The 22,521-nt window shown below is 71.2% G+C and carries 20 protein-coding genes; 9 read left to right on the top strand and 11 right to left on the bottom strand.

Annotated features, from left to right (window positions below; genetic code table 11):
- The first annotated feature begins 113 nt into the window (after nt 1–113).
- Nucleotides 114–2,933: a penicillin acylase family protein gene (locus tag RM812_RS14095; RefSeq protein ID WP_311572851.1), complete on the top strand. Its 2,820-nt coding sequence runs from the start codon at nt 114–116 to the stop codon at nt 2,931–2,933.
- Between the two features lie 16 nt (nt 2,934–2,949).
- Here RM812_RS14095 and RM812_RS14090 read toward each other — a convergent pair whose 3' ends face one another.
- The gene (locus tag RM812_RS14090; RefSeq protein ID WP_311572850.1) at nt 2,950–4,203 is read right to left on the bottom strand and encodes an exo-beta-N-acetylmuramidase NamZ family protein; all 1,254 of its coding nucleotides are present in this window, start codon (nt 4,201–4,203) and stop codon (nt 2,950–2,952) included.
- Between the two features lie 175 nt (nt 4,204–4,378).
- Between RM812_RS14090 and RM812_RS14085 the strand changes: the two genes are divergently transcribed.
- The 4 genes from RM812_RS14085 (at nt 4,379) to RM812_RS14070 (ending at nt 8,533) form a co-directional block, all read left to right on the top strand.
- Nucleotides 4,379–5,149, top strand: a complete 771-nt coding sequence (locus RM812_RS14085) for an SDR family oxidoreductase (protein ID WP_311572849.1) — start codon at nt 4,379–4,381, stop codon at nt 5,147–5,149.
- Nucleotides 5,146–6,816 carry a class I adenylate-forming enzyme family protein gene (locus tag RM812_RS14080; protein WP_311572848.1) on the top strand — a complete coding sequence of 557 codons (1,671 nt, stop codon included), beginning with the start codon at nt 5,146–5,148 and terminating at the stop codon, nt 6,814–6,816. Before RM812_RS14085 ends, RM812_RS14080 begins: the two co-directional genes overlap by 4 nt.
- A 22-nt stretch (nt 6,817–6,838) precedes the next feature.
- Nucleotides 6,839–7,432: a TetR/AcrR family transcriptional regulator gene (locus RM812_RS14075; protein ID WP_311572847.1), complete on the top strand. Its 594-nt coding sequence runs from the start codon at nt 6,839–6,841 to the stop codon at nt 7,430–7,432.
- A 156-nt stretch (nt 7,433–7,588) separates the two neighbouring features.
- Nucleotides 7,589–8,533 carry an FG-GAP repeat domain-containing protein gene (locus RM812_RS14070; protein WP_311572846.1) on the top strand — a complete coding sequence of 315 codons (945 nt, stop codon included), beginning with the start codon at nt 7,589–7,591 and terminating at the stop codon, nt 8,531–8,533.
- A 159-nt stretch (nt 8,534–8,692) separates the two neighbouring features.
- Here the strand turns inward: RM812_RS14070 and RM812_RS14065 are convergent, their stop codons facing one another.
- From RM812_RS14065 to RM812_RS14055, 3 genes are all read right to left on the bottom strand, one after another.
- Nucleotides 8,693–9,916: an acyl-CoA dehydrogenase family protein gene (locus tag RM812_RS14065; RefSeq protein ID WP_311572845.1), complete on the bottom strand. Its 1,224-nt coding sequence runs from the start codon at nt 9,914–9,916 to the stop codon at nt 8,693–8,695.
- Between the two features lie 6 nt (nt 9,917–9,922).
- The gene (locus RM812_RS14060; protein WP_311572844.1) at nt 9,923–10,948 is read right to left on the bottom strand and encodes a phosphotransferase family protein; all 1,026 of its coding nucleotides are present in this window, start codon (nt 10,946–10,948) and stop codon (nt 9,923–9,925) included.
- 154 nt (nt 10,949–11,102) lie between these two features.
- Nucleotides 11,103–11,399, bottom strand: coding sequence for a hypothetical protein (locus RM812_RS14055; RefSeq protein WP_311572843.1), 297 nt, complete (start codon nt 11,397–11,399; stop codon nt 11,103–11,105).
- Between the two features lie 73 nt (nt 11,400–11,472).
- Here RM812_RS14055 and RM812_RS14050 point away from each other — a divergent pair, with 73 nt between their 5' ends.
- Nucleotides 11,473–12,441, top strand: coding sequence for an NADP-dependent oxidoreductase (locus tag RM812_RS14050; protein ID WP_311572842.1), 969 nt, complete (start codon nt 11,473–11,475; stop codon nt 12,439–12,441).
- Nucleotides 12,442–12,515: 74 nt separating this feature from the next.
- On the opposite strand, the gene RM812_RS14045 is transcribed toward RM812_RS14050, so the two are convergent.
- The 6 genes from RM812_RS14045 to RM812_RS14020 form a co-directional block, all read right to left on the bottom strand.
- Nucleotides 12,516–12,848 (bottom strand): DUF202 domain-containing protein, encoded by a 333-nt coding sequence (locus RM812_RS14045; RefSeq protein WP_311572841.1) that lies wholly within the window; start codon nt 12,846–12,848, stop codon nt 12,516–12,518.
- A gap of 4 nt (nt 12,849–12,852) precedes the next feature.
- Entirely contained in the window at nt 12,853–13,245 is a 393-nt protein-coding gene (locus RM812_RS14040; RefSeq protein WP_311572840.1) for a YidH family protein, read from the bottom strand.
- 86 nt (nt 13,246–13,331) lie between these two features.
- Complete coding sequence (locus RM812_RS14035; RefSeq protein ID WP_311572839.1) at nt 13,332–13,841, bottom strand: NUDIX hydrolase; 510 nt, start codon at nt 13,839–13,841, stop codon at nt 13,332–13,334.
- A 28-nt stretch (nt 13,842–13,869) separates the two neighbouring features.
- Entirely contained in the window at nt 13,870–14,763 is an 894-nt protein-coding gene (locus RM812_RS14030; protein WP_311572933.1) for a DMT family transporter, read from the bottom strand.
- 203 nt (nt 14,764–14,966) lie between these two features.
- Nucleotides 14,967–16,364, bottom strand: a complete 1,398-nt coding sequence (locus RM812_RS14025; RefSeq protein ID WP_311572838.1) for a GntP family permease — start codon at nt 16,362–16,364, stop codon at nt 14,967–14,969.
- Nucleotides 16,365–16,469: 105 nt separating this feature from the next.
- Nucleotides 16,470–16,997, bottom strand: coding sequence for a gluconokinase (locus RM812_RS14020; RefSeq protein ID WP_311572837.1), 528 nt, complete (start codon nt 16,995–16,997; stop codon nt 16,470–16,472).
- A 137-nt stretch (nt 16,998–17,134) separates the two neighbouring features.
- Between RM812_RS14020 and RM812_RS14015 the strand changes: the two genes are divergently transcribed.
- Nucleotides 17,135–17,836 carry a FadR/GntR family transcriptional regulator gene (locus tag RM812_RS14015; protein WP_311572836.1) on the top strand — a complete coding sequence of 234 codons (702 nt, stop codon included), beginning with the start codon at nt 17,135–17,137 and terminating at the stop codon, nt 17,834–17,836.
- A gap of 35 nt (nt 17,837–17,871) precedes the next feature.
- On the opposite strand, the gene RM812_RS14010 is transcribed toward RM812_RS14015, so the two are convergent.
- Nucleotides 17,872–18,246 carry a YchJ family protein gene (locus RM812_RS14010; protein WP_311572835.1) on the bottom strand — a complete coding sequence of 125 codons (375 nt, stop codon included), beginning with the start codon at nt 18,244–18,246 and terminating at the stop codon, nt 17,872–17,874.
- Between RM812_RS14010 and RM812_RS14005 the strand changes: the two genes are divergently transcribed.
- Together RM812_RS14005 and RM812_RS14000 are read left to right on the top strand one after the other, a co-directional pair.
- Nucleotides 18,239–19,753, top strand: a complete 1,515-nt coding sequence (locus tag RM812_RS14005) for a hypothetical protein (RefSeq protein WP_311572834.1) — start codon at nt 18,239–18,241, stop codon at nt 19,751–19,753. The two genes, RM812_RS14010 and RM812_RS14005, sit on opposite strands and share 8 nt — an antisense overlap.
- Before the next feature lie 235 nt (nt 19,754–19,988).
- Entirely contained in the window at nt 19,989–22,511 is a 2,523-nt protein-coding gene (locus RM812_RS14000; RefSeq protein ID WP_311572833.1) for a tetratricopeptide repeat protein, read from the top strand.
- Nucleotides 22,512–22,521: the final 10 nt, after the last annotated feature.

Genomic DNA, 22,521 nt, shown 5'->3' with positions numbered 1-22,521 from the left:
CTCCCACGCCCTCGTCAGCCGGTCCGCCCGCTCCAAAAAGTGACGCATGTTCATCTTCCAACTCGGGGATACCGGCGGTAACGTCCCGCCCACCCCCGTCGGGAGGAGCTGCCATGCCACGGCGCACCCCACGCAACGCCCTCGACAGACTGAGAACTCCCCGCGGCTTCCACGGGTTCCTGAAGGGCGCATCCGTATGCGCCCTCCTTGCCGGTCTTTTGTCTCCGCTTTCCCCGGCGATCGCCGCCGATGCCGGCGAGGACACCGGTGCCGCCACCGGTACGACCGCCCGAGCGGCGGCGAACGACCACTGCGGCGGCCAGTGTTCCGACATCCTGCCGCCCGGCCAGAACGGCAACGCCACCCTCGCCCAGATCCTCCTCAACCAGGCCTTCGGCACCCAGCCCGCCCACGCCGAGGACCAGCTCGGCCCCTACGCCGGCCTCGCCACCGGCTACTCGGGCCTCACCAACGACAAGGTCAACACCTTCTTCAACGACGCCTCCTTCGGCGTCCCCGCCGACCAGGTCGCCTCCACCGTCCGCCCCGCCGGACGCGGCGACGTCACCATCGTCCGCGACAAGAAGACCGGTGTGCCGCACATCACCGGCACCACCCGCTACGGCACCGAGTTCGGCGCCGGGTACGCGGCCGCGGAGGACCGGCTGTGGCTGATGGACCTCTTCCGGCACGTCGGACGCGGCCAGTTGACCCCCTTCGCCGGCGGCGCCCCCGCCAACCAGGGCCTGGAGCAGCAGTTCTGGCGCAGCGCCCCGTACACCGAGGCCGACCTGGAGGCGCAGATCGAGAGCGCCACGGCCAAGGCCGGCGAGCGCGGCCGGCAGGCACTCGCCGACGTGGACGCCTACGTCGCCGGCATCAACGCCTACATCGACGCCTCCGACAAGGGCCGCTACTTTCCCGGCGAGTACGTCCTGACCGGTCACAAGGACGCCATCACCAACGCCGGCACCATCGAACGCTTCAAGCGCACCGACCTGATCGCACTGGCCTCCGTCATCGGTTCCCTCTTCGGCGCCGGAGGCGGCGGTGAGGTCAACAACGCGCTGTCACTGCTCGCCGCCCAGGAGAAGTACGGCGTGGCCGAGGGCACCGAGGTCTGGGAGTCCTTCCGGCAGCGCAACGATCCCGAGGCCGTCCTCACCCAGCACGATGGCACCTTCCCCTACCTGCCCACGCCGGACGACCCGCAGGGCCGCGCCCTGCCCGACGCCGGCTCGGTCGAGGCGCAGCCGCTGGTGTACGACCGTACGGGCGGCGCTGCCGCGGCGGGCGCGACCGGTGCCTCCGCCACGGCGGCGAACGCGGCCGTGTCGTCGGCCAGGCGCGGCATGTCCAACGCGCTGGTCGTCAGCGGCGAGCACACCGCGAGCGGCCACCCGGTCGCCGTCTTCGGCCCGCAGACCGGCTACTTCGCGCCCCAGCTGCTCATGCTCCAGGAGATCCAGGGACCGGGCCTGAGCGCCCGCGGCGCCTCCTTCGCGGGTCTGAGCATGTACGTCGAACTGGGCCGCGGCCAGGACTACGCGTGGAGCGCGACCACCTCCGGCCAGGACATCATCGACACCTACGCGGTCGAGCTCTGCCAGGACGACCACCACTACCTCCACCGCGGCACCTGCACGCCGATGGAGAAGGTCGAGCGCCACAACGCCTGGAAGCCGACCGTCGCCGACTCGACCGCGGCCGGCTCCTACACGATGCGGGTCTGGCGCACCAAGTACGGCCCGGTCGAGTACCGCGCCACGGTCGGTGGGAAGAAGGTCGCCTACACCACCCTGCGCTCCTCCTACCTGCACGAGGCCGACTCCATCATCGGCTTCCAGATGCTGAACGACCCGGAGTACCTGAACGGCCCCGAGCGCTTCCAGAGCGCCGTCCAGCACATCAACTACACCTTCAACTGGTTCTACGCCGACTCCGAGCACACCGCGTACTACAACAGCGGCGACAACCCGGTACGGGCGGACGACGTCGACGCCGAGTTCCCGGTCTGGGCGCGGCCCGCGTACGAGTGGCAGGACTGGGATCCGGCGGCCAACACGGCCCGGTACACGCCGGCGTCGGCCCACCCCCGGTCCGTCGACCAGGAGTACTACATCTCCTGGAACAACAAACAGGCCAAGGACTACCCGGCCGCGCCCTGGGGCAACGGCTCGGTCCACCGCGGCAACCTCCTCGACGACCGCGTCAAGGAACTGGTGGCGGAGGGCGGCGTCACCCGGGCCGCGCTGGTGAGGGCGATGGCCGAGGCGGGCCTCGCCGACCTGCGCGCCGCGGACGTCCTGCCCGACCTGCTGAAGGTGATCGGCTCCGCGCCGGTGACCGACCCCGCGGCCAAGGCGGCCGTGGACCGGCTCACGGCATGGCTCGCGGCGGGCGGCCTGCGCACCGAGACCTCGGCCGGCTCGAAGAAGTACGCGCACGCCGACGCGATCCGCACCCTGGACGCCTGGTGGCCGCTGCTGGTGAAGGCCGAGTTCGAACCCGGCCTCGGCAGCGACCTGTACACCGCCTTCACCCGCAACCTGCCCGTCGACGAGTCCCCGTCCGCCGCCCACGGCCCGACCGGCGCCCACGCCGGCAGCGCCTTCCAGTACGGCTGGTGGAGTTATGTCGACAAGGATCTCCGGGCCGTGCTCGGCGAGCCCGTGAAGGGCCCGCTGGCGCGCGAGTACTGCGGTGGCGGCGACCTCGCCGCCTGCCGGGACACCCTGGTCGCCACCCTGAAGGAGGCGGCGGGCCGCACGGCCGCCCAGGTCTATCCCGGCGACGACAGCTGCAAGGCGGGAGACCAGTGGTGCGCCGACTCGGTGATCCACCGCACCCTCGGCGGCATCAAGCACGGCGGCATCAGCTGGCAGAACCGGCCGACCTACCAGCAGGTCGTGGAGTTCACCTCCCACCGGTGACCGGCCGACCCCGGGCTCACTTGTAGAGGAGGTACTGGCGGCGGACCCTGTGGAACGCCGCCAGTTCCCGCTGCCAGGCGCCCACCACCTCGTCGGTGTCCGCGCCCGCGTCGATCATCGTGCGCACCTGCGTGGAGCCGGTGAGCTTGTCGATCCAGTTGTCCGGCCGCCAGGCGAAGCCGTCCCAGCTCCGCCTGGCGGTCACCAGAAGGGCGATCCCGGTGCGCACCGGGTCGAAGGCGGCCCGGTCGTGCACGTGGAGCTGCACGCCGCCGACCGTCTTCCCCTGGAACTTGGAGAAGGTGGGCGCGAAGTAGGCCTCCCTGAAGCGCACGCCGGGCAGGTCGAGTCCGTTCGCGGCGGCGGCCCAACGCCCGTCGACGCCTTCCGCGCCGAGCAGTTCGAACGGGCGGGTGGTGCCGCGCCCCTCCGACAGGTTCGTGCCCTCGAACAGACACGTGCCCGAGTAGACCAGAGCCGTCTTTGGCGTCGGCATGTTCGGGCTCGGCGGTACCCAGGGCAGTCCTGAGGTGTCGTAGAACTCCGAGCGCTTCCAGCCCGTCATCGTCACCGTCTCCAGCGGGACGGGCGACGCCAGGAACTCGCCGTTGAAGAGCCGCGCCAGCTCGGCGACCGTCATGCCGTGCGCCTGCGCGATCGGCTGCCGTCCGACGAAGGTCGCGAACTCCTCGTGCAGGACGGGGCCCAGCGCCGCCCGCCCGGTCACCGGGTTCGGCCGGTCCAGGACCACGAACCGCCGGCCCGCGAGCCGCGCCGCCTCCATGCAGTCGAACAGCGTCCAGATGTACGTGTAGAAGCGCGCGCCGACGTCCTGGATGTCGAAGACGACGGTGTCCACGCCGGACGCGGTGAAGACGTCCGCGAGCGGCTGCCCGCTCTTCAGGTACGTGTCGTACACCGGCAGCCCGGTCGCCGGATCGTCGTAGCGGCCCTCGGAGCCGCCCGCCTGCGCGGTCCCGCGGAAGCCGTGCTCCGGGCCGAACACGGCGACCAGGTCCACGCGGTCGTCGGCGTGCATCACGTCGACGATGTGGCTCGCGTCCCTGGTGATGCCGGTCGGATTGGTGACGACGCCGACCCGCTGCCCGTCGAGCGGGGCGTAGCCGTCGTCGGCCAGGCGCTCGAAGCCGGTGCGCAGCCGACGGCCGCCGTGGCCCTCGGGCGCCGCCTGCGCGGTGCCGGCGGTGGCCGTGGTGCCGGCCGCCACCGCGGCCGTGGTGGCGAGCAGGGTCCGTCTGGACAGCGTCATGCGGTGACCTCCGTGATCGCGGCGGGTGTCATGCGCACGCACGCTAACCCGCGCCCTGGGCCGCACGGAACGAGTCGAACCGCGTTTCACCCCTTCCGTCGCACATACCGACCGGTTAGTCTGGCGCTGCGGCAGAGCCGCCGCATGGGTGTCGCAGCCGTGTCGAAGGAGACCGATGGTGGAAGCCGTGCAGGATGCCGGAGTCGTCGTCACCGGGGCGGGGGGCGGCATCGGCGCCGCTCTGGCCCGCCGCTTCGCCGCCCAGGGCGCACGGGTCGTCGTCAACGACCTGGACGCCGCCCGGGCGCGGGCCGTCGCCGACGAGATCGGTGGCACAGCGGTCCCGGGCGACGCCTCCGCGATCGTCACCGAGGCCCGCGAGGCACTGGGCGGCACGGTCGACGTGTACTGCGCCAACGCGGGCGTCGGTTCCGGAGGCTCGGAGGCGGCGGAGGAGTCCGTCTGGGCACTCGCCTGGGACGTCAACGTCATGGCCCACGTCCGCGCGGCCCACGAACTGCTCCCGGACTGGCTGGAGCGCGGCAGCGGCCGTTTCGTCTCCACCGTCTCGGCCGCCGGACTGCTCACCATGATCGGCGCGGCGCCCTACAGCGTCACCAAGCACGGCGCGTACGCCTTCGCCGAGTGGCTGTCCCTGACCTACCGCCACCGCGGGATCAAAGTGCACGCCATCTGCCCGCAGGGCGTGCGCACCGACATGCTGACCGCGAGCGGCAGCGCGGGCGACCTGGTGCTCGCGCCGACCGCCATCGAGCCCGAGGACGTGGCGGACGCCCTCTTCAAGGGCATCGAGGAGGACCGCTTCCTGATCCTGCCGCACCCCGAGGTCGCGGAGTACTACCGGACACGGGCCGCCGAACCCGACCGGTGGCTGCACGGCATGAACCGCCTCCAGCGGCAGTGGGAGGAGGCGACGGCCCGATGACCGGCTCCCGTTACGCGGCCAGGCCCTGGCTCGACCTGCTGACCGACGCGCAGAAAGCCCCGCTCGACCCCGACGCATCCCTGGTGCACGCCCTGCGCAGGGCCGCCGCCGAGGCCCCCGACCGGGCCTTCCTCGCCTACTTCGACGGCCGCCTCACCTACCGCGAGGTGGACGAGCTGAGCGACTCCGTCGCCGGGCACCTCGCCGCGCGCGGCCTGGAGCGCGGTGAGAGGGTCGCGGTCCTGCTGCAGAACTCCCCGCACTTCGTGCTCGCCGTCCTCGGCGCCTGGAAGGCGGGCGCGGTCGTCGTGCCCGTCAACCCGATGTACAAGTCGGGGGAGGTCGGCCACGTCCTGCGGGACGGCGAGGTGGCCGCGCTGATCTGCTCCGACCGGGCCTGGGAGTCGTATCTGCGGGAGACGGCCGCGGACTCGCCCGTGCGGATCGTGCTCACGGGGTGCGAGTTGGACTTCCAGACCCGCCGGGACGCGCGCGTGCTGACCTTCGACCGGCTCCCTGGCGCCACCGACGCCGACGACCTCGCCCGGGCGGCCCGCGCCGGCCACGAGGCGCCCGAGGGCCGCGATCCGGGCCCGGACGACACCGCGCTCATCAGCTACACCTCGGGCACCAGCGGCACACCCAAGGGCGCCACCAACACGCACCGCAACATCATGTACAACGCCGAGCGGCAGCGCACCGGGCTCGGCCTGCCCGAGGCGCCGGTCTACTTCGCTCTGGCGCCGCTGTTCCACATCACCGGCATGGTCTGCGAGTTCGGGGCCTGCCTGAACAGTGTGGGCACGCTCGTCCTGGCGTACCGCTTCGAGGCGGGCGTCGTACTGGACGCGTTCGCCGAGCACCGGCCGCACTACACCGTCGGCCCGTCCACGGCCTTCATGGCGCTGGCCGCCCACCCGTCGGTCACCCGCGAGCACTTCGCCTCCTTCGTGAACATCTCCTCCGGCGGCGCCCCCCTGCCGCCCGCCCTGGTGGAGAAGTTCCGCGCGGGCTTCGGCCCGTACATCCGCAACGGCTACGGGCTCACCGAGTGCACCGCGCCGTGCGCCTCGGTACCGCCGCACCTGGAGGCGCCCGTCGACCAGGCCTCCGGGACCCTCGCCGTCGGCGTGCCCGGCCCCGACACGGTCGTCCGGATCGTCGACGAGCAGGGTACCGAGGTGCCCCTCGGGGAGCAGGGCGAGATCGTCGTGAGCGGCCCGCAGGTCGTCCCCGGCTACTGGCGGCGCCCCGACGCCACCGCCGAGACCTTCCCCGACGGAGAGCTGCGCACCGGCGACATCGGCTTCATGGACGCCCAGGGGTGGCTCTACGTCGTCGACCGCAAGAAGGACATGATCAACGCCTCCGGCTTCAAGGTCTGGCCGCGCGAGGTCGAGGACGTGCTCTACACCCACCCGGCGGTGCGCGAGGCCGCCGTCGTCGGCGTGCCCGACGGGTACCGAGGGGAGACCGTCAAGGCCTACATCAGCCTCCGCCCGGGCGCCGAGACGGACCCGGACGCGCTCGCCGCGTACTGCGAGGAGAGACTGGCCGCCTACAAGTACCCGCGGCAGGTGGAGATCCTGCCCGACTTGCCGAAGACGGCGAGTGGGAAGATCCTCCGTCGGGAACTGCGTTCCCGCACGCACCAGAACGGACAGTGAAACGGAAAGGCAGGTGACGGCAGTGCCCAGGACCACGGACGGGGACGGCACTCCGGTGCCGCAGCGGCTCCTGGCCGCCGCCACCCGGCTCTTCGCGGAGCAGGGTTACGACCGCACCTCGGTACAGGAGATCGTCGAGGCGGCAGGCGTCACCAAGGGGGCGCTCTACCACTACTTCGGCTCCAAGGACGACCTCCTGCACGAGGTGTACGCGCGCGTGCTGCGCCTCCAGCAGGAACGCCTGGACGCCTTCGCGGACTCCGACGAGCCCGTCGAGAAGCGGGTCCGGGACGCGGCGGCCGACGTCGTCGTCACGACGATCGAGAACCTCGACGACGCGTCGATCTTCTTCCGCTCCATGCACCAGCTGAGCCCGGAGAAGAACAAGCAGGTGCGCGCCGAGCGCCGGCGCTACCACGAGCGCTTCCGTGCGCTGATCGAGGAGGGCCAGCAGGCCGGCGTCTTCACCAAGGAGGCACCGGCCGACCTCGTGGTGGACTACCACTTCGGCTCCGTCCACCACCTGTCCACCTGGTACCGCCCCGACGGTCCGCTGAGCCCGCAGGAAGTGGCCGACCACCTGGCCGACCTGCTGCTGCGGTCCCTGCGCCCGTGAGGTGATCGGCGGGGCCGCCGCCACCGCGGCGGCCGGGTGCCCGGTGGTTGAAGAGGCGACAAATCACGGGTGAAGTTCGTGAGGGCCCTGTGAGAGGCTTCTGATCAACGCGGCACAGCAGCCGTGCCGTTGAGCCCATCGCAGGGGGGAACCTCCATGATCAGTATCCGACGCCGGTCCGCGCTGCGGGGCACCGTCACCGCCGTGGCGGTCGCCATGGCCGCGACCGCCGGTACGGCCTTCGCCGCCGGCGACCCGACCGGACCCGAACAGGCGCGCGGCGCGGCCGTCGCCGAGCACCAGGCCCGCCAGAAGGCCGCGAGCGCCGCGCCGAGCGCCCGCGCCGCCGCCGTCCCGGTGACGACGCCCACCTTCTCGATGAATGCCGTGGACAAGCAGACCGACGAGCTGTACCTGTACTTCGCGGACGAGGCGGGCGGCTTCGAGCCGCGCTACCCCGTGGGCGTCACCTTCGAGGCCTTCGCCGACGTGATCGACGTCGACAACGACAGGGACGGGTGGAGCGACGGCACCTGGTACCTCCACAAGGACGGAACGCTCGACTACAACTGGATCGACGACAACCTCGATCACCACAGCAATGAGGTCGGCTGGAACTACGACGTCTACACCACGCTTCTCTCCCCCGGCGACCTCGGCGGTGCCCAGGAGGCCGACCTCATCGGCATCGACAAGGCCGGTGTCCTGTGGGTGTACCTCGCCCACCCGGACGGTACCGTCGACTCCCGCGTCAGCATCGGCAAGGGCTGGGACCAGTACACCCAGATAGCCGGCCAGGGCGACCTGACCGGCGACGGCAGGGCCGACATCGTCGCCCGGGACAAGTCCGGCGTGCTGTGGCTCTACAAGGGCACGGGCGACTACAAGGCCCCCTTCGCGCCCCGTACGGAGATCGGCCGCGGCTGGAACATCTACGACCGTCTGCTGTCGGTCGGCGACCTCGACGCGGACGGCACGTCGGACCTGGTCGCGCGCGAGCCCGACGGCGACCTGTACCGGTACTCGGGCACAGCCTCCGCGGCCGTGTACGAGAAGCCGGTGAAGATCGGCTGGGGTTACGACATCTACAACCTGCTGTAGCGGCAACCGGCAGGCCAAAGCGGGGTCACTGCCACCCCGCTCGGGCCTGTCCGGAGCGCAGGCGCGCGGGGGACGTCCACCGGTCGGGCAGGTCGTCGCGCACCCGGCCCCCGAGGCGCCACGGCCGGGTGCGCGTTCCTGACTCGGAGGACTGGAGGACTAGAGGTACTTCTTGATCTCCCGGCGCGCCAGCGAGCGCTGGTGGACCTCGTCCGGGCCGTCGGCGAGCATCAGCGTCCGGGCGCCCGCGTAGAGCTCGGCCAGCGGGAAGTCCTGGCTCACGCCGCCCGCGCCGTGCAGCTGGATCGCCCGGTCGATGATGTCGACCACCGCGCGGGGCGTGGCGATCTTGATGGCCTGGATCTCGGTGTGGGCGCCCCGGTTGCCGACGGTGTCCATCAGCCAGGCGGTCTTCAGCACCAGCAGCCGAAGCTGCTCCACGGTGACCCGCGCGTCCGCGATCCAGTTCTGCACGACACCCTGCTGGGCCAGCGTCTTGCCGAAGGCCGTGCGGGAGGTCGCCCGCCGGCACATCAGCTCGATCGCCCGCTCGGCCATGCCGATCAGCCGCATGCAGTGGTGGATACGGCCGGGACCGAGCCGGGCCTGGGCGATGGCGAAGCCGCCGCCCTCCTCGCCGATCAGGTGGGACACGGGCACGCGCGCGTGGTCGAAGGTCACCTCGGCGTGGCCGCCGTGGTAGTGGTCCTCGTAGCCGAAGACCTGCATCGCCCGGTTCACGGTCACGCCGGGCGTGTCGCGGGGGACCAGCACCATGGACTGCTGGCGGCGGACGTCCTCGCCGTCCGGGTCCGTCTTGCCCATCACGATGAAGATCCGGCAGTCCGGGTTCATCGCCCCGGAGATGTACCACTTGCGACCGGTGATGACGTACTCGTCCGTGCCGTCGGAGGCCCGCTCGATGTGCGTGGTGATGTTCGTGGCGTCCGAGGAGGCCACGTCCGGCTCGGTCATCGCGAACGCCGAGCGGATCTCCCCGGCGAGCAGGGGTTCGAGCCACTGCTTCTTCTGCCGCTCGTCGGCGAACTGGGCCAGCACCTCCATGTTCCCGGTGTCCGGCGCCGCGCAGTTCGTCGCGGTGGGCGCCAGTTGCGGGCTGCGGCCGGTGATCTCGGCGAGCGGCGCGTACTGGAGGTTGGTGAGGCCCGCACCGTACTCGGCGTCGGGCAGGAAGAGGTTCCACAGGCCCTGGCGGCGGGCCTCGGCCTTCAGGTCCTCGACGACCTGCGGGGTGTCCCAGGGAGAGGCGAGCCGGGCGCGCTGCTCGTGGGCGACCTGCTCGGCGGGGTAGACGTACTCGTCCATGAAGGCGAGCAGCTTGGCGCGGAGTTCCTCGGTGCGTGCGTCGTACGCGAAGTCCATGGCGGGTCAGCCCTCCTGAAGGGTGGTCAGGCCGTGCTCGATGAAGACGGGGACGAGATCGCCGATGCGGTCGAAGCCGCGGCCGACCGTCTGGCCCAGCGTGTAGCGGTAGTGGATGCCCTCCAGGATCACGGCGAGCTTGAACCAGGCGAACGCCGTGTACCAGGCGACGCCGGACACGTCGCGCCCCGAGCGCGCGGCGTACCGCTCGATCAGCTCGGCGGGGGTGGGGTGGCCGGGGGCCCCGGCCGTGGTGGAGACGGGGGAGTCGGGCAGGGCGAGCGGCCGGCTGTACATCACCAGCAGGCCGAGGTCGGTGAGGGGGTCACCGAGCGTGGACATCTCCCAGTCGAGGATGGCCCTGATCCCGTCGTCGGCGCCGCCGATCAGGACGTTGTCGAGGCGGTAGTCGCCGTGCACGACGGTCGGGGCGGGGGAGACGGGCAACTCCCGGCCGAGTGTGGCGTGCAGCTCGTCGATGCCGGCCAGGTCGCGGTTGCGGGAGGCGTCCAGCTGCTTGGCCCAGCGCCGCAGCTGGCGGTCCAGGAAGCCCTCGGGGCGGCCGAAGTCCGCGAGACCCACCTCGGCGGGGTCCACCGCGTGCAGCTCGACGAGCGTGTCGACCAGGTTCAGCACGGCGGCCCGGGTGCGCCCGGGGCCGAGCGGGGCGAGCTGCTCGGCGGTGCGGTAGGGGGTGCCCTCGACGAACTCCATGACGTAGAACGGCGCCCCGAGGACGTCCTCGTGCTCGCAGAGGAGGACCGGGCGCGGCACCGGCACGTCCGTCGGGTGCAGTGCGCTGATCACCCGGTGCTCGCGCTTCATGTCGTGCGCGGTGGCCAGGACGTGGCCGAGCGGGGGCCGACGGACCACCCACTTCGAGGTGCCGTCGTCGACCGCGTAGGTGAGGTTCGAGCGTCCGCCCTCGATCAGCCGACCGGACAGCGGGCCGTTCACCAGGCCGGGCCGCTCGCGGTCGAGCAGGCCGCGCAACCGGTCGAGATCGAGTCCGGGCGGGTGGTCGGGGCTCATCGTCGCTCCTCTGGGCAGGTGAACTCTACCCGACTCATGATGCCGACCGGTCGGTATGCCGTCCAGAGGGGGAGCGGAACGTGATCGGAGCCACGATAGGCCGACAGCTCCCGGCGCGGTGCGCGGGGAGCTGCCGGGGGCGTGTCGCCGTCGGTCAGTGGTCGTCCCAGTGGCCGTCGTGCGCGGCGTGGCGATGGCCGTCGTGGAGATAGTCGACGTGGCCGCCGTGGGGCACGCGCGCGTGCCCGCAGCCCTCGCCGTGACGGTGCTCGTGGCGCTCGTGGGCGGTGTGCCCGGCGGGCTCGCACTCGTCCCAGTGGTCGCCGTGCGCGCGGTGCAGATGCCCGTCGTGCGCGTAGTCGACGTGGTCGCCGTGGGGCACCTCGGTGTGGCCGCAGCCGGGGCCGTGGGCGTGCGTGTGGGTGGCGTGTTCCTGGTGAAGGGTGGTCATGGCGCTCACCTCAACGGTGTATATCCGGATGTTCGGCTTGCGTGAGGTCGGGGTACCCCGGAGGGTCGGAGCCATGAAGGCGATCAGCTACGCGCGGTACGGCGGCCCCGAGGTGCTGGAGTACGGGGAGGTGCCGGATCCGCGGGTCGGGCCCGACTCGGTGCTGGTGAGGGTGCGGGCCGCCGCCGTCAATCCCGTCGACTGGAAGTGCCGCGACGGCCATCTCGACGCGATCCTCCAGCCGGTCTTTCCCGTCGTCCCCGGGTGGGACGTCTCGGGGGTCGTGGTACAGCCCGGGGCCGCCGTCACGGAGCTCGCCGTCGGGGACGAGGTCGTCGGCTACGTCCGCGAGGACTTCCTCTCCAGGGGGACGTTCGCCGAGTACGTGGCGGCGCCCCTGCGCACCCTCGCCCGCAAGCCGCGCAACCTCTCCTTCGAGGAGGCGGCCGGGCTGCCGCTGACCGGGCTGACCGCCTACCAGGTCCTGGTGAAGGCGCTGCGGGTGAAGCGGGGCGAGACCGTCCTCGTGCACGCCGCCGCGGGCGGGGTCGGCTCGATCGCCGTGCAGTTGGGGCGGCACCTGGGGGCGCGGGTCGTCGGTACGGCGAGCGAGGGCAACCACGACTACGTCCGAGGGCTGGGCGGGGAACCGTTGACGTACGGGGAGGGGCTGGCCGAGCGGGTGCGGGGGCTGGCGCCGGAGGGCGTGGACGCGGTGTTCGACACGGTCGGCGGCGAGACGCTGAAGACCTCGGCGAACCTGCTGGTTCCCGGCGGCCGTCTGGTGTCGATCGCCGACGGGGACGTCGTCGACTACGGGGGGCGGTACTGCTTCGTGCGCCCGGACGCCGAGGATCTGCTGCGGCTGACCGAGCTGGCGGAACAGGGGGTCGTGACCGTGCACGTGTCGGAGACCTTCCCCCTGGAGCGGGCGGCGGACGCGCACCGGCGGAGCCAGGAGGGGCGGACGCGGGGCAAGATCGTGGTGACGGTGGACCGGGAGGAGCGAGGGGCCTGGAGGATCCCGGCGGAAGCTCGGTGATCCCGAACAGAACCCCCGAGGAACCCGGGGAGACCTGGAGGAACCCGGCGGAACCCAGAGGAATCCGGCGGAACCTAGAGGACCAGGGCCGCGCCGCACACCGCCAGCGCCACCGTGCACAGGGCCGCCGCCGCGGCGTACGGCGGCGGCAGGGCCCGTGGTCTGCTCGCCGAGGCGAGGGACCGGATGCGGCGGTGGGCGAGGTACTGGAATCCCAGCCACAGGACGCAGCACAGAGCGGCGGCGACGACCGGTACGGGGGCCGCGCCGCCCTGCAGGGCCGTCTTGGCGGCGAGCACGGCCACGACGGTGGCCGACAGGGTCGTACGGCGCCAGGCCAGTCGCGTCCGCTCGGGCTGGAGCCCGGGGTCGCGGTCCGGGCCGCCGGCGTCCGTGTCCGCGCTCACGCGCTCAGCCCTCCCAGCCGGCGAGGACCACGACGACCATGGCCACGGCGACCACGGCGACGACCAGGCCGAGCAGGGCCGGGAAGCGGGAGACGGGGAGGTCCTCGCCGCGACGCATGGCCCGTTCGCAGCGCACCCAGTGGTTCACCGCGCGCAGCGAGCACAGCACACCGGCGGCGAGCAGCGTGAGCGCGAGCCCCACCCGCCAGCCCCAGCGCAGGTCGGGCAGGAACTGGTCCACGGCGAAGCCGCCGCCGACCAGCGCCAGGGCGGTGCGCAGCCAGGCCAGGAAGGTGCGCTCGTTGGCGAGCGAGAACCGGTAGTCGGGGGTGGCGCCCTCCCGCCGGACCTCCTCCGGGGCGAACCAGAGCCGGGCGTTCCGAACGAATTCGATCACTTGCGGACCCTATCGGGCAGGGTGGTGACCGGCGATGTCCGCGGCGGCCCGCGGCTGCCGGGCGGCGACACGCGTCGCGCAGGTGCTCACCCCCGCCGAGCCCGCAGCCGCGCGTACGCCGCCAACCCGTCCGGCACCCACTCCCACTCGCCGAGCCGCCGCTCCACCTCGGCCTCGGTGAGGAACCCGTGCCACGCCACCTCCTCCACCTGCGGAGCGACAGGCCCCTCGCACCTCACCTCGTACACCGCCGACCACCAGCTCCGCCCGGCGCCGTCGTCGTACAGGAACGTGAAGAGGTGCTCCGGGCGCGGCAGCCCCCTCACGCCCAGCTCCTCCTCCGCCTCCCGCAGCGCCGCGTCGTCGTAGGACTCGCCCGCGCCCACCACACCGCCGACGAACATGTCGTACAGGGAGGGGAACACCAGCTTCGTCGCCGTACGGCGGTGGACGAAGACGCGTCCCCGAGCGTCCCGGGCCCACACGAACACGCAGCGGTGGCGCAGCCCCTGGGCGTACGCGTCGCCTCGCCGGGCCTGCCCGACCACGCGGTCGTTCTCGTCGACGATGTCGAGGATCTCGTCAGCAGCGCTCATACCGACCATCCAAGCAGCGGCCGTCCGGTCAGCGCCGCTGCAGGGCCCGTACGCGTCCGCTCTCGCCCGTGCCCTGGGGCATCGCCGGGTGCAGGCCCAGCAGGAGGACGCCCGTCACCACCGCCGCGAGCCCACCCGCCTCCCACGCCAGCGCCCCGGCGTCGGTCCGCAGCCGGTCGCCGAGGAAACCGACCCCGCACGCGATGCCCGCCAGTGGCTGGGTGGCCGTCAGAGCGGGCAGCGACCTGCGCAGCGGTGCCGTCTCGAAGGCGCTCTGGACCAGGATCAGCCCGGTGACGCCGAGCACCACCACCGCGTACGGCTGCCAGCCGGTCAGCAGTTCCGCCGGGCCGCCGGCGAAGAGGCGCCGGCCGCTGACCCGGGTCAGCGCGTCCTGCACCCCGTACACCAGCCCGGCGGCCAGCGCCAGCAGCGTCGGGCCCCAGGTCAGCCGCAGGCGCCCGGCGCACGCCGTGAGCAGCAGGGCCAGGCCGAGCATCGCACCGATGAGCAGCCAGTGACGTACCGGGTCGGTCACCGCGCTGCCACCGCGCGGCTCGCCCGCCACGATGAACGCGCAGACGCCCCCCGCGAGCAGCGCGAGGCCCGCCCAGCCCTGGCGGCCCAGCGGCTGCCGGGTCCGCACGCGGGACAGGGCGAGGGCGAACAGCAGGTTCGTGGCCAGCAGCGGTTCCACGAGGGTGATCTCACCGCCGCCGAGCGCGACCGCGCCCAGCACCATCCCGGCCACCATCAGGGCCGTCCCGCACAGCCAGCGCGGCACCCGTAAGAGGTCCAGCAGGAGGCGGGGCGAGAGGAAGTCGCCCAGCGGCGCGCGCTGAGCCGCGTCCTGCTGGAGGACGAAACCGAAGCCCAGGCAGCATGCGGCGCTCACGGCGAGGACCAGAACCAGGACCGACACGCTGCGTACCTCGATCGTCAGTCGGGTCACGGGTGCGTAGGAGCCGACTGTAGTCGCGGTGGGTGCGGGGTGCCGGGTGAGCGCCGCGTCCGGGTGGCCCAGGAGGTGCCCGGGACACGGGAAAAGAGGCCCTGTTACCGGGCCGGTCACGGCACTGCGCCCACCGCTGTCGGGGAGAGAGCGGTGGGCGCAGTGCCGTACCTCTATATGACCAGGGAGAGGAGCAGGACCAGAGCTCCCGCGACCACCGAGATGATCGTCTCCATCAGGGACCAGGTCTTGATGGTCTGCCCGACGTTCAGGCCGAAGTACTCCTTCACCAGCCAGAAGCCGGCGTCGTTGACGTGGCTGAAGAAGAGCGAGCCGGCGCCGATCGCGAGGACCAGCAGGGCGGCGTGGGTCGTCGACATGTCCGCCGCGAGCGGGGCGACCAGACCGGCCGCCGAGACGGTCGCCACCGTCGCCGAACCGGTCGCCAGCCGGATCGCCACCGCGATCAGCCAGGCCAGCAGCAGGGCCGGGATCGACCAGTCCTTGGAGATCTCCAGGATCATCTGGCCCACGCCGGAGTCGATGAGCGTCTGCTTGAACCCGCCGCCCGCGCCGACGATCAGCAGGATGCCCGCGATGGGCGCGAGGCCCTTCTCGACCAGGCCCGAGACGCGCTCCTTGCCGAACCCGGCGGGTCGCAGCAGCGTGAAGATGCCGACGATCACCGCGGCGAGCAGGGCGATCAGCGGGTTGCCGATGACGTCGAAGGTGCGCTGCACCAGCTGGTCGGGGTCGTCCACGATGATGTCGACGAGCGCCTTGGCGAGCATCAGCACGACCGGCAGCAGGATCGTCGCCAGGGTGGCACCGAAGCTGGGGCGCTTGTCGAGCTGCTCGGAGGCACGCTGCGGGATCATGCGGTCCGGAGCCGGAACGTCCACCCAACGGGCCGCGAACTTGGAGAACACCGGACCGGCGATGATCACCGTCGGGATGGCGATCAGGACGCCCAGCGCCAGCGTCACACCCAGGTTGGCGCCGACCGCGTCGATCGCGACCAGCGGGCCGGGGTGCGGCGGGACCAGACCGTGCATCACGGACAGACCGGCGAGGGCCGGGATACCGATCCGCATCAGGGAGTAGTTGCCGCGCTTGGCGACCATCAGGACGACCGGGATCAGCAGGACGATGCCGACCTCGAAGAACAGCGGCAGTCCGACGACCGAGGCGATCAGCACCATCGCCCACGGCATCGACCGGATGCTCGCCTTGGCGAGGATGGTGTCCACGATCTGGTCGGCGCCACCGGAGTCGGCGAGCATCTTGCCGAGGATCGCGCCGAGGGCGATCAGGACGCCGACGCCCGCCACGGTGGAGCCGAGCCCGGAGGTGAAGCTGGTGATGACCTTGTCCAGCGGCGCCCCGGCGAACGCGCCGAGCGCCAGTGACCCGATGGTCAGCGACAGGAAGGCATGCAGCTTGAACTTGGTGATGAGCAGGACGATGACGGCGATGCCCAGGAGCACGGCGATGCCCAGCTGGGCATGACCGGCCGAGGTGATCGGCTCGACGGTGTCCGCTGCCAGCATCTCGACGCTGAGTCTGGTCACGGTGGTTCCCTTGCGGTGATGGGGATGGGGGGAGACGGGACCGTGCGCACCCGTGGGGTGGCACGGTCCCGGGGGAGGTCGTGGGGGGCGGGTACGGCTACCGGGTCAGAGGGCCGGCTCGGGAAGATCCTTCAGGGCCTGCGTCGCCCGTTCGGCGATCTCCTCGGGACTGCCGGCGACGTCCACCGCGACCCCCGCCTCGTCCGGCTCCAGTGGCTGGAGCGTGGCGAACTGGGAGTCGAGAAGTGCCGTCGGCATGAAGTGCCCCTGGCGGTGCGACATCCGGTCCTCGATCAGCTCGCGGCTGCCCGTGAGGTGCACGAAGACGACACCGGGAGCGGCGGCCCGCAGCCGGTCGCGGTACGACCGCTTCAGCGCCGAGCTGCTCACCACCCCGCCGAGCCCCGCCCGCCCGTGCGCCCAGCCGCCGATGGCGTCCAGCCAGGGCCAGCGGTCCTCGTCGGTGAGCGGGGTGCCGGCCGTCATCTTGGTGATGTTGGCCGGCGGGTGGAAGTCGTCGCCCTCGGCGTAGGGAACGCCGAGCCGGGCCGCGAGCAGGGGACCGATGGTGGTCTTCCCGGTACCCGCTACGCCCATGACCACGACGACATGGGGGGTGTGCAGTTGCTGCATCGCACTCTCGCTGTCTGCTGTCTTCGTCGACACGTGATGTCGACGCAACTGAAACCCATTAGGTACGACGAATTCAAGAGACTGTGACGTATAAGTCTGACTTTTTCTTCCCGTGACTCGCCCCGTACGCTGAGTGCATGAGCACACCGGGCCGGGGGCTGCACGGCCGCGTACTGGACACCCTCGGCCCCGCCATCACCGCCGGCGAGTACCCTCCGGGCAGCGTCCTGCTGACGGACGAACTGGCACAGCGCTTCGAGGTGTCACGCTCCGTGATGCGGGAGGCGGTCCGGGTGCTGGAGTCCATGCACCTGGTCGAGTCGCGCCGCCGCGTCGGCGTGACCGTCCTGCCGGAGTGCGAGTGGAACGTCTACGACCCCCAGGTCATCCGCTGGCGTCTGGCCGGGTCCGAACGCCCGCGGCAGCTGCGCTCCCTGACCGTGCTGCGGTCGGCGATCGAACCGGTGGCCGCGGGGCTCGCGGCGAGGCTCGCCACGCCGGAGCAGTGCGCGGAGCTGACCGAGTGCGCGCTCGGCATGGTGGCCAACTCACGCGGTCACCAGCTGGAGGGGTACCTCTTCCACGACATGGCGTTCCACCGCGTCATCCTGACCGCCTCCGGCAACGAGATGTTCGCGCGCCTCGGCGGCGTCGTCGCCGAGGTCCTGGCGGGCCGTACGCACCACGACGTGATGTTCGAGGACCCCGACCCGGCCGCCGTCACCCTGCACGTCCAGGTGGCCGAGGCGGTCCGTGCCCGCGACGCCGAGCGCGCCGAGCGGCTGACCCGAGAGATCACGGTCGGCGCGCTGCAGGAACTGGACATCCTGGCGCCGTAGGGCTTGTCCGGCGGTGCTACGCGGGCAAGGCGGTACTACGCCGGGAACTCCCCGTCGACGTACACCCACGCACCGTCCACCCGCTCGAACCTGCTCCGCTCGTGCAGCGAGCCACCCCGGTAGGCCGCCCGGAACGTCACGGTGCCGGTGGCGTGGAAGGCGGAGCCGTCGGCGGTGTCCAGGATCTCCAGACCCGTCCACCGCATGCCCGGGTCCAGGTCGAGGCGCCCGGGCCGCGTCCTCGGGTGCCAGGTGCGCAGCAGGTAGCCCGCGTCCCCCTTCACGAAGGCGCTGTAGCGCGAGCGCATCAGAGCCTCGGCGGTCGGCGCGGCGGCGGCCCCCGCGTGGAAACGGCCGCAGCACTTCTCGTACGCCTCGGGCAGCCCGCACGGGCAGGAACGCGTGGTCATGGCGGCCATTGTGCCCGCTGCTGAGTGCACGCCGTGTGGTGGGAGGAGCCCTTTGTTGCGGGCTAATCGGTTGCAGCGATCTGCCAGTACCTTGGGCAACTGCGAACTCCCCGTGCTCTCGCCGGGCTCCTGGACCGGCATCGGCTCCATCCCCGCCGGCGAGTCGGCCTTCTCCTTCCCGATGCCCGAAGTGCCCGGCGCGGCCGTACGCGCGACCTGCCGCCGACCGGACGGCAGCAGCGCCGAATCACCGGTGGTCTTCGTTTACAGCCCCGTGCACAGCGCACGCCGTCATACCCACGACAGTGGGCCCCCGCTGAGCCACGACTCCACCACACAGGCGTTGTTCACCGACGAACGTGCGGCGCGACGCTTCGGGACGGACCTGCTGCGCCTGCGCGTGCTCACCACCGGCATGTCCGCTCCCCGGGTGAGCCCCGCGACGGAAAGCGCGACGAGTACGGTGGTTACGAGCGGCGTCGACCGCTGGGACGCCTACCTTGCCGACTGCCGTCGGATGATCGGGCTTCCACTGGCCGGTCTGGCGTTCGGTACCGCGCAGATCGATCTGCCCCAGCCGTCGGCCTCCCGATGGATCGTGTCGACGGTCACCATTGCCGCGTCCGCGGAGGAGGACGAGGCGTACGACGAGGGAACGGAGGACGAGGACCCCACCGTCGACGGTGCGGTTGCCGTGCCCTACGTCCCTCCTGAGCAGCGAACCCGCTGCCGCGTCTGGGCGCAGCGCTGGGCCGACACGCTCGTCGACCCTAACGGATCGCCGGCGCAGCCGCTCCCCGTGCGGCTCCTGGTGGCCGGTTTGTACGTCCAGCTTCTGGCCGCAGGGGTCTGGGACGACGACGATCACAGCTGGCGCGAGGGGCTGAGCGGTCTTCTCGGGGCTCTCGATCCCCAGGGCGGACCGGACGACGGGACGGCGGAACAGCAGGCCCCACCCGAGACCGGACGACGCGTGGACGCGATGGCGGCCGTATTGATGACCCTGCTCAGCCAGGGCGCCACCTTCACCGGTGGCGGTGAGCACGATGTGCAGGCCGCCTGCGCGTGGCAGGAACACAAGGGCATGATCGCGCGTGCCGACCCCGCCGGGGCCGAGGACCTGATGCTGCCGCCGGAGCAGGCGCTCGCCCGCGTCGCGCCCTGGAGTGAAGTGGAACGACTCGTGGATCGGGCCAAGGAGGACGATCCGAACGCCGAGGTGATCGGGGAACTCTCCAAGGCGGGCTGGTCGGTCAGGTACGAGGACGGGATCTGGGACATCACGGGCTCCTTCGAGAACCTGATCCCCGTCGTTGCCAGAGCCGCCGACAGGCTTGGTCGGCATCACGCCGACGGAGTGCTCGTCCGAGCCCGCGGTAGGAGGCGCTGGGCCTTCGCCGCCTGGGCGAAGCCGCTGCTGGTTCTGCTGAATCCCCCTGTACGCGTGTGGCGCACGTACGAGGTGCGCTCCCCCGGCCACACCGGAGTCACGGTTCAGCGGCGGTGACCTCTCCACCGTTCCCGGACTCATGGGTGCTCCGACCCCGCTCAGGACGGGGCCACCCGAAGCATTGAAGGCAACTTTGGCCGGAGTGGATCTGTCGTACCCGGAGTTGACGCGACGACTGTTCGAGGACGTCACCTGAGACTTTATGCTGCACAGGCATATGCGGAAGATCGGCCGGAGGAGGCGTCGACCGATGCCTGCTTCCGTGCCGTGGGCAGACCGAAGGGGAACGGTGGTGTCGCACACCGTATGGGGAGGTGCCGAGGACGACGGTGTGACGGTCGGTGACCCGTCCGCCCTGTTCGAGGAGGCTGTCATCGCCTACGCCCAAGGTCGTTTCGCGATAACCATCAGCCATCTGCGGCGGTTGGAACGCGCAGCGGCGGTCGGCCACGCGGTGGTCGATGCCCGTCACGCCGCCCTGCGGGGAGCGCTCGCGGCCCGCGCGCAGAATTGGACCGAGTGCTGTGACTGGTACGAGCGGTCGTTGGCTTTCTCGTTTCCTGAGGCCCGCGCATGCCAACAGACCTTCTTTTGCTTCGACGAGGACTGCACGGACTCTGTCGGCGGCCTGTGCGGTCAGTGCGACCGCTGGTTCTGCCCTGAGCACGGCGCGGACCGCGAAGACGGTGTGGCCCGCTGCGGTCCGTGTCTCGACGTGGCGTTGCACAACCTGGTGCAGGCGGCGATCTTGGCCGACTGTGTCGGGATCGCTGTGGAAACGCTCGCGTCCTGGGCCCGCACGGCGAACTGGGACACGGCGACGGCACTGCTGGCCTGCCTTGCTCCGGAGGAAGCCGCGAACCTCGGCGAGCAGGCCGACGTTCTCGATTCCTTCGCACCCGACCGGCGTGCGGCCCTTCTGCTGTACCGCGCGTCCAGGACCCTCCACCCCACGGATCTGGAACGGGTCTGTGTCCCGGAGTCCGGAGCCTCGGACTCGCCGTTGCCCGAGGCACACGAGTGGCTGCGTCCATGGGTGGCACGCCGGCTGAGCCGTACGGGCTGTCACCTCGAGGCGTGGCGGGTTCGGTACGAGGAGTGGCTGGCGAGACCGCTCGACACCGCCGCGGTGCACGCCCTGGCGCTCACGGCTCTGCGGGTCTTCGCCGGCGACGCCGAGACGGACGACCGGGTGCGCGAGGAGGCCGCGCGGCAGGCCATCGCCTGCTGGGCGATGGTTCTGCACTCCGTCTCGTACTGGTGGGAGCTTGAGCAACACTCCGGGCGCTCGTTGACGGCCGACGAGCGGAAGGCCGCTTCGGACGCTCTCACCGAGCACATCCGCCAAGCATTGCGGGACGACGACAGAACCGCGGAACGGCCGACGGCGGACAGCCTGGAGCTGGCCTGGGAGGTCGAACTGGCCGTTGCCCGGAGACTGCCCCAGGTCATGGAAGGCGCCCTGACGCCCCCGGACCGCGGATACGACTTCTCCTTCGGTCCGGGCTTCCTCGACCTTCTGTCGTCGGTCGGCGGGCGGTGGAAAGAGCTGGTCGCGGAGGTCCACAGTGCGGTGTCGGAGGCAAGCGGCGAGGGTGACGAGGTCGGCGCTCGCCTCGAGGGCCTGTTGTCCCCCGAGGGGCACTACCTGACGCTGCTGGAGTTCGACAGGTTCGACGACGTCATCACAGGCCTCGAAGCCGCAGGTACCGCACGATACGGCGCTCAGGAGAACGACGAGTCCCTTCAAGGTCCTCGGCGTGTCCTCGGCGCCGCACTGTTCGCCCGGGCGCGTGCCCATGTGGAGGCCAGACGTTGGTCGGCTGCGATACGGGACTTCGAGGACGCGGCGGCCAACGGTGCCTCCCTCACCGGCCATGAGGAAGAGATCGGCCGGGCGGGCGTGCACGCGGGATTCGCCCTGTACAAGAACCGTGCCAAGGCCGACTGGCAGGCGTACGTCGGTCTCCTGGAGCGTGCCCTTGCCATGGCCCCGCTTCATGAGCAGCTGAAACGGGACTTGGCGGTCGGGTGCGTGAACCTGGGAGAGCAGGCCTCACAGCGGAACGAGCACGACGAGGCCCGCGTCCGCTTTGCCCGCGCCTACGAGCTGGACCCCTCCAACGAGTTGGCTGCCGCAGCGCTGAACGCGGCTGAGACCAGGAAAGCCGAACACCTCCTCAAGGATCGGTCCGCATCCGGACGGACGACTGCTGTCACCGCACTGCGCGCAGTCGTCGACCGTGACGCGGACTTCCGACCTGCTCGCCGCGCTTTGGCACCAGTTCTGTATGAGCGCTCCTTGGCCACTGCCCTACGAGGCGACCGTGCGGAAGCTCTGCGCCTGATGCAGGAAGCCCGACTTCTCTCGGACGTTTCGGACGATGGGTTCCGGCACTCCGACGAAGAGGGGCCGGAGTACGACATCGCCCAAGGACTCTTCGAGAGGGTTCCGTCGCCCCAGGAGCCGGACGAGGAGGAGCTGCGAGAAGCGCTCGCCATGCTCACCGTCGTCCGCAGCTACGCAGTGCTTCCAGACCTCTCCGACGTCCAGGTATGGCTGCTGGCCGACCTTGCGGAAATTCTGTGCGAGGAGGGGCGCTATGACGAGGTCATCGCCCTCGCCCGTCGATGCCCGTCCGATGTCGGAGACCGAAGTCGACTCGACGCAGCGGTCGTCGAAGCCCGTACCTGCCGACGGCCGACCAGGGGTGCTCGTACAGATGCGCGTTCCGACCGCCGAGTCGGACGCGGGCGGAGCACGGCCCGCCAACTACCCCTTTTCGGGCTCTATGAGGACGACCAGTTGTGGTGACAGGAAGGCG

The sequence above is a fragment of the Streptomyces lancefieldiae genome (genome assembly GCF_031845825.1).
GTDB classification, from domain to species: domain Bacteria; phylum Actinomycetota; class Actinomycetes; order Streptomycetales; family Streptomycetaceae; genus Streptomyces; species Streptomyces lancefieldiae.
The sequence above is the reverse complement of the archived record's forward strand: the minus strand, read 5'-3'. Positions and strand labels throughout refer to the sequence as shown.